8 protein-coding genes are annotated in these 7,250 nt (G+C 73.1%); 7 read left to right on the forward strand and 1 reads right to left on the reverse strand.

Features of this window, described 5'->3' with window-relative positions:
- Positions 1-1,321, reverse strand: a 1,321-nt coding sequence (locus HET64_RS34235; RefSeq protein WP_215111146.1) for an NAD(P)/FAD-dependent oxidoreductase, incomplete at its 3' end; no start/stop codon positions are given.
- Positions 1,322-1,511: 190 nt separating this feature from the next.
- Here HET64_RS34235 and HET64_RS39730 point away from each other — a divergent pair.
- The 7 genes from HET64_RS39730 to HET64_RS34265 all read left to right on the forward strand — a co-directional run.
- Entirely contained in the window at positions 1,512-1,637 is a 126-nt protein-coding gene (locus HET64_RS39730; protein ID WP_285801933.1) for a hypothetical protein, read from the forward strand.
- A gap of 3 nt (positions 1,638-1,640) precedes the next feature.
- The gene (locus tag HET64_RS34240) at positions 1,641-2,039 is read left to right on the forward strand and encodes a VOC family protein (protein ID WP_007453133.1); all 399 of its coding nucleotides are present in this window, start codon (positions 1,641-1,643) and stop codon (positions 2,037-2,039) included.
- A gap of 190 nt (positions 2,040-2,229) precedes the next feature.
- Positions 2,230-2,880, forward strand: a complete 651-nt coding sequence (locus HET64_RS34245) for an RNA polymerase sigma factor (RefSeq protein ID WP_215111147.1) — start codon at positions 2,230-2,232, stop codon at positions 2,878-2,880.
- Complete coding sequence (locus HET64_RS34250) at positions 2,868-3,869, forward strand: CU044_5270 family protein (RefSeq protein ID WP_215111148.1); 1,002 nt, start codon at positions 2,868-2,870, stop codon at positions 3,867-3,869. The genes HET64_RS34245 and HET64_RS34250 overlap by 13 nt, the downstream gene beginning before the upstream one ends.
- 181 nt (positions 3,870-4,050) lie before the next feature.
- Positions 4,051-5,046, forward strand: a complete 996-nt coding sequence (coaA, locus tag HET64_RS34255; RefSeq protein ID WP_215111149.1) for a type I pantothenate kinase — start codon at positions 4,051-4,053, stop codon at positions 5,044-5,046.
- A 29-nt stretch (positions 5,047-5,075) separates the two neighbouring features.
- Positions 5,076-6,041 carry a DUF389 domain-containing protein gene (locus HET64_RS34260; protein ID WP_215111150.1) on the forward strand — a complete coding sequence of 322 codons (966 nt, stop codon included), beginning with the start codon at positions 5,076-5,078 and terminating at the stop codon, positions 6,039-6,041.
- Between the two features lie 116 nt (positions 6,042-6,157).
- Positions 6,158-7,250: PP2C family protein-serine/threonine phosphatase (locus tag HET64_RS34265; RefSeq protein WP_215111151.1), on the forward strand; the 1,093-nt coding region annotated here is incomplete at its 3' end.

Consider the following 7,250-nt stretch of genomic DNA (forward strand, 5'->3'; position numbering starts at 1 on the left):
GGGCGGGATGGTGGGGCAGGCGCGCGGTGACGGCCGCGAGGTAGCGGGTGGCGATGCGCGTGCCCAGGGGGGCGGTGGCGGGCTGCCAGGCGCGGTCGGCGGAGGTGTTGAGGAGCCACGGGCCACGCGCGAGAGCGGCGGCCTGTCGCTGGAACGCCGGACCCAGCCGGTCCAGTGCGCCGGGCGTGCCCTTGGTGCGGGCCGTGTGCGCGTGGCGGGTGAGGAGGGAGTCGAGGAGGGTGGCCTGCCGGGCGGCGACGGTCATGCCCTGTGCGTAGACGGGGTTGAGCGCGCAGATGCTGTCGCCGAGGGCTATGAGGCGTCCGGGCCAGCGGGGCAGACGGTCGTAGCGGTGCCAGCGGTTGACGGTGGAGCGGGTCTGCCGGACGGGGCCCTGGGGTGTGCCGTGGTCGATGATGTGGGCGAAGTCGGGGTTGTCGAGGGCCGCGGCGTACGCGCGGAAGCCGTCCTCGTCGGCGGGTGGGGCCTGGCCGCCCGCACCGATCAGGCCGAGCTGCCACAGGTCGGGACCGACACGGGCCGCGACGCCCCCGCGCGGTGAGTGCGGGGCGAGGGTGGGCTGGTAGGAGGCGAACCAGTCCTGTCCCGGGTCCGGCCGGAAGGTGTAGAAGCGCGAGGCGTAGGTGACCTTCCCGTCGACCACGAGAGTGTCGGGGAGGGGGTAGCCGGCGTCCGCGAGCCAGCGGGGCAGCCGGGTAGCGCGGCCGGTGGCGTCGACGACCAGGTCCGCCTGGATCACCTCGTCCCGCCCCTCGCCGTCGCGCGGACGGACCGTCACCCCCACGCCGCCCGGCTGCTGGTCCAGGAGCAGCGCTTCGGCGCGTACGCCGTAGCGGAAGGCGACGGACGGCAGGGCGGTGACCCTCTCGCGCAGCACCTGTTCCAGCGCGGGGCGCGCCACCAGTTGGACGTCGAAGCCGACCGGGGTGCGGGGCGCCCAGCCGGTGGGGAACAGCATGCGGGTGGCCGCGGCGAAGTCCTCGACCGGGCAGCCGCGGGCGGCGAGTTCCTCGCGGAGCCCGGGGAACAGCTCCTCCAGGTGCTCGGCGCCGCGGGCCAGCAGGGCGTGGGGGTGGTGGGCCTGCGGGACGCCGGGGCGGGTCGCGGGCTCACCGGGCGCGGGAGGCGGGTCGCGTTCGATGACGGTGACCTGGCGGAAGTGCCCGGTCAGGACACGGGCGGCCAGGAGGCCCGCGTAGCCGCCGCCCAGGACGACGGCCCTGTCCCAGGCCGGCGGCGGCAGTGCGGAGCCGGGTTCGCTGTCACCGGGACGCGGCCGAGGTGCCGCCGGCCTGGTCACGGGGTTCTCTCGGTCAGGATCACGTACCCGGCCCGGGGAAGGGCACCGCCCACGTCCACGGGGTCCGCTGTGATGTCAGCCATGCCCAGACCTTTGCAGAGCGCAGTCAAAGCGCGGTCAAGGCGGCAGCGGCGTGACGGAGCCACCCTCTACTGTCACGGGAGTTCATCGGAATACCGCTGGGAGAGACATGAACAGCATCGAGCCGACCTGGTTCAGGAGCAGCCGCGACACCGACGACGGCCCCCGCCTCGGCTGCGGCCCGGCGGCCCGGGCGACCTGCGCGGACTTCGCCACGTACGCATCGGAGGCCTGAGCCATGTCCGTACCGCCGACCGTGCGGGTCAAGGCCTTCGACCACCTCGTCCTCAACGTCGGGGACGTCGAGCGGGCCATCGCGTTCTACTGCGGGCCCCTGGGCCTGGAGCCCGTACGGGTCGAGGAGTGGCGGGCGGGCAAGGTGCCCTTCCCCTCGGTCCGGGTCAGCCCGACCACGATCATCGACCTGCTGGACCGTCCGCGCGGCGAGTCGAACGTGGACCACATCTGCCTCGTCGTCGACCCGCTCGACTGGCAGGAGGTCATCGACTCCGGGGTGTTCACGGTGAAGGAGGGCCCGGTCCCCCGCTTCGGGGCCCGGGGCTCGGCCACCTCGGTGTACGTACTCGACCCGGACGGCAACACGGTCGAGCTGCGCTGGTACCCGCAGGACGCGTAGGGGCGGGCGGGCCCGCACGAGGAACGGACGGGCGGTGAGGTGTCCCGCGGGACGCCTCACCGCCCGTCCGCCTTCCGCCCGCGAACCCCGTGGACTGCCCGCCCGCGAACCTTTCCGCCCGTGAACCTTTCCGGCCGCTGCGGACAACAGGGGTGACAGCCACACCGACCGACGCACCCCTGGAGGCGCAGTGACCGGACCACCTCCGGCCCGCCCCGGCACCAAGCACGAGGGCGAGAACGAGAGCGAGAGCGAGGGCCGGGCTGGAGACGACGCCGACGTCATCACGCAATCCCTCGACGAGCCCGAGCTGTTCGCCGGGCTGTACGACCGGCACGCCCCGGACATCCACCGCTACGCCGCCCGCCGCCTCGGGGAGGGCGCGGCGGACGACATCACGGCGGAGACGTTCCTCATCGCGTTCCGTACCCGGGACCGCTACGACACCGCCCACCGGCTGGCCCGGCCCTGGCTGTACGGCATCGCCGCCAACCTGATCGGCAAGCACCGCCGTACCGAGGTCCGCGCACTCAAGGCGCTGGCCCGGACGGGCCACGACCCGGTGGCCGCGTCCTGGAGCGACCGCTCGGACGACCGGCTGGCCGTACAGGCCCCGCTCGCGGGGGCGCTGGCCTCGCTCTCCCCCGGCGACCGGCACGTCCTGCTGCTCGTCGCCTGGGCGGACCTCGGCTACCAGGAGGTGGCCGACGCGCTGCGGATACCGCTGGGCACGGTCAGATCCCGCCTGAACCGGGCCCGCCGCAAGGTCCGCGAGTCCCTGAACACCGACCCCGCGTTCACCTCGGCCGAACAGGAGCTGACCCCGTCATGGACGAAATGACCCAGCTGCGTGAGCTGCGCGCCGACGCCCCCGTACCCGACCGCGCCGCCCTCGCCCCCGGGCGCGCACTCCTGACCGACGCCATCGCGGGCAGGAGCCGCCGAACGCGCAGGCTGCGGGCCGACTGGCGGGTCGCCTCGCTCGGCGCGGTGGTGGCGATCACCGCGGCGGCGTTGTTCATCACCCAGATCGTGGACACCCCCGCGCCCCGGCCGTCGGCCCCGGCGACCGTGGCGGGCGACCTCGACCTGTCCGGCCCGGCCGCCGCCCTGGGGCGGGCCGCCGACTTCCTGGACCGGCAGGAGGTGCCCCCGGAGCCGCGGGCGGACCAGTGGATCTACCTCTGGGAGGTAGGCGGAGTACCGGCCCAGCCGACCAGGAAGGACGGGTCGGACCCCGAGGTGACGGGCACCCTGGAAGTGCCGGATCCCGAGCCCTCCTGGATCCCGTACCACGACGAGGTCGCGGAGAACGACGAGTCCGACACGGACCACCGGACCGCCCGCGAGTCCTACAAGATCGCCGCTGATCTCCCGGAGGACCCCGAGGCCCTCCTCGCGGAACTGCGGAAGGTCTTCCCCACCGGCAGCGGTCTGGACGGACCCCCCGAAGCCAAGGACGAGCACAGCTTCCGCGCCCTCTCCGTCCTGCTGGAGTCGTACCCCATCCCGCCCGACGCGCTGGCTCGCATCTACCGGGCGATGGCAACGGTCGACGGCGCCGAGGTGACCGACCACCTGATCCGGGACGCCTCCGGCCGCCAGGTCATCGCCGTGACCCGCCAGCACGACGGGCAGGACATCCGGAGCGAGATCCTCATCGACCCGGTCGACTACAGCTACGCGGGAAGGCGCGACGTGGTCACCAGGACATACGAGTTCCCCAGTTCCAGCGGGCGTGAACTCATGGTCTACCAGCGCGGAGACATGCTGCTCGACGTTGCGAGGACCAAGGCCGCCGTCGTCGACGCCAAGGGCCAGAAGCCCTGACCGTACGGCGCGTACAGAACCCGGGCGCGGGCCCGGTGTCCGGCACAGGGGAGCGGACACCGGGCCCGCGGCCTTCCCGCGGGCCGGGCCACGGCCCCGCCCGGGGCACCCGCACCGCCACCGCCACCCACGTGACCGACCCCACCCCCCACTCCGTTAAAACTCCCGCAACAATGAACAGGTGATCACCTCACCCGCACGGAGCACCCACCGTCGCACCGAGCACGCGCCGACCCCGTACGTCGACCTCTCGCGCGACGAGTGGAGCGCACTGCGGGACAAGACCCCGCTGCCGCTGACCGCCGACGAGGTGGAGCGGCTGCGGGGGCTCGGGGACGTCATCGACCTGGACGAGGTGCGGGACGTCTATCTGCCGCTCTCCCGGCTGCTCAACCTGTACGTCCAGGCCACCTCCGGGCTGCGCGGCGCGCTGAACACCTTCCTCGGGGACGCCGGGAACGGGCACGGGGCGCAGCGCGGCACCCCGTTCGTCATAGGGGTCGCGGGCAGTGTCGCCGTCGGCAAGTCCACCAGCGCCCGCATCCTCCAGGCGCTGCTGGCCCGCTGGCCCGAGCACCCGCGCGTCGAGCTGGTGACCACGGACGGGTTCCTGCTGCCGATGAAGGAGCTCCGGGCGCGCGGGCTGACCTCCCGCAAAGGGTTCCCGGAGTCCTACGACCGGCGCGCCCTGACCCGCTTCGTCGCCGACATCAAGGCGGGCAAGGACGAGGTGACCGCGCCCGTCTACTCGCACCTGATCTACGACATCGTCCCCGACGAGCGGCTCACCGTGCGCCGCCCCGACATCCTCATCGTCGAGGGCCTCAACGTCCTCCAGCCCGCGCTGCCCGGCAGCGACGGCCGCACCAGGGTCGGGCTCGCCGACTACTTCGACTTCAGCGTGTACGTGGACGCGCGGGCCGAGGACATCGAGACCTGGTACCTGAACCGCTTCCGCAAGCTGCGCGCCACCGCGTTCCAGGACCCGTCCTCGTACTTCCGCAAGTACACCCAGGTCTCCGAGGAGGAGGCGCTGGACTACGCGCGCACCATGTGGCGGACCATCAACAAGCCGAATCTGCTGGAGAACGTCGCTCCGACGCGCGGCCGTGCCACCCTGGTGCTCCGCAAGGGTCCGGACCACAAGGTCCAGAAGCTGTCCCTGCGCAAGCTCTGACCCCTGCGCCCCGGAAGGGCGGCCGCCGCGTGCTGCACCTGCGTCTGATCGTGCCCGCCGACACCACGGACGAGGTCGTCGCCCTGCTGAAGACGACCGTCGGCACCGCCCATCTGGTGGTCCTGCCGGGCGCCGCCCGCTCCCCCGCCGGCGACGTGGTGATGTGCGACGTGGCCCGCGAGGCAGGCGACGAGCTGATCGGTGCGCTGCGCCGGCTCGGCATCGACAGGTCCGGGTCGATCACCATGGAGAACATGGAGCTGACGCTCTCCGACCACGCCGACCGGGCGGAGGAGGAGGCCCCGGGCGACGGCGCCGACGCGGTGCTGTGGGAGGAGCTGACGGAGGCGACGCACGAGGAGTCGACGTTCTCCATCACCTACGTCTCCTTCCTCGCCCTCGCCACGATGCTCGCCGCCTGCGGGGTGATGCTCGACAACGCGGTGCTGATCGTGGGCGCGATGGCGGTCGGCCCGGAGTTCGGGCCACTGGCAGGGATCTCCACGGCCCTGGTGCAACGCGCCCCGCGCCTGGTCGCGCGGTCGCTGTGGGCGCTGATCGGCGGGTTCGCTCTGGCGATGCTGATCACCGCGGGCTTCGCCTGGCTGATGGACGCCTTCGGCCTCTTCAACAGCGGGATGATCGACAAGCCCCGGCCCAACACCGGGTTCATCTGGCACCCGGACTGGATGTCGTTCGTGGTGGCGTTCCTCGCGGGCATCGCCGGGACGCTCTCGCTCACCTCCGCGAAGTCAGGGGCGCTGATCGGGGTGGCGATCTCGGTGACGACCGTCCCGGCCGCCGCCAACGCGGCCGTCGCGTTCAGCTACTCCGACTACCAGCAGACCGTCGGCTCCGGGCAGCAGCTGCTCGCCAACCTCGGCGGGATCATCCTCGCGGGCACACTGACGCTGCTGCTCCAGAAGGCTCTGCTGAGGTTGCGGCGCGCGCGGAAGCCCCCGGCGAGCACACCGGGCGCCGCCGTACGGGCGTGACGCACCGGGCCGCCCTTCCCTCCTGCCTCCGCCACCGGCGCGACCCGCGCGCCCCGGCGGCGCGGCCCGCCCCCGCTGCCGGTGCGGACCCTGCGGGGGCGGTGTAGAGAGGAGGCATGTCCGAGCGCCGCACAGGCCCCCGCCCCCGGTGGGCGCTGGTCGCCATCCCGATCGCGTGGATCGTCGCGGTGTCCGTGATCGATGTTCTCGCCCCGCCCGACATCCATCTCGGTCCGCTGCTCGTCGCGGCCCCGGCGATCACGCCGTCGTTCGGCGGGCCCAGGACGGTGGGCCTGGTCGCGGCACTGGCGGTCGTCGCCCAGACGCTCATCGGGGTCATCCGCGACCCCGACGATCTGCTCTCGGCCAACCACGAGGCACAGATCATCGCCCTGATCCTGGTCGGCACGAGCCTGGTGGTCTTCTGCGTCCTGCGGGAACGCCGCGCGAGGGAGCTGACGCAGGTGCGGTACGTGTCCGAGGTCGCCCAGCGGGTGGTCCTGCCGCCGCTGCCCCGGGAGCTCGGCCCCCTGCGCGCCTCCGCCCTCTACCTCGCCGCCGAGGCCGAGGCCCGGATCGGCGGGGACCTGTACGCGGCGGCCCGGACCGCCTCCGGGACCCGGCTGATCGTCGGCGACGTGCAGGGCAAGGGGATGACCGCGGTCAACGACGCCGCCCTGCTGCTGGGAGCGTTCCGCGTAGCCGCCCACCGCCGGGCGGACCTGGACGAGCTGGTGACCTACCTCGACCGGAGCGTGTGCTGGGACCTGATGGAACCGGGCGAGACGAGCCGCTACGGCGAGACGTTCATCACCGCCACCGTCCTGGACATCCCCGACCGGGACGGCCCGGTCCGGATGATCTCCTGCGGGCACCCGCCACCGGTGATCCTGCGCGACGGCCGGCCGACGACGATGGACGTCCGTCGCCCCGCGCCCCCACTGGGCCTGGGCGACCTGGCGCACCCCCGCTACCACGTCGACAGCTTCCCGTTCGAGCCGGGAGACCTCCTGCTGCTGTACACGGACGGCGTCACCGAGGCCCGCGACACCACCGGCGCCTTCTACCCGCTCACCGACCGCATCACCGGCTGGAGCGGGAGCGACCCCGACGCCTTCCTCGACCGCTTCCGGCGCGACCTGCTGCGCCACGTCGGCGGACACCTGGACGACGACGCCGCCATGGTCGTCGTCACCCGCCCCGCCCCTC

The sequence above is a fragment of the Streptomyces sp. McG3 genome (assembly GCF_018619185.1).
Classification (GTDB): domain Bacteria; phylum Actinomycetota; class Actinomycetes; order Streptomycetales; family Streptomycetaceae; genus Streptomyces.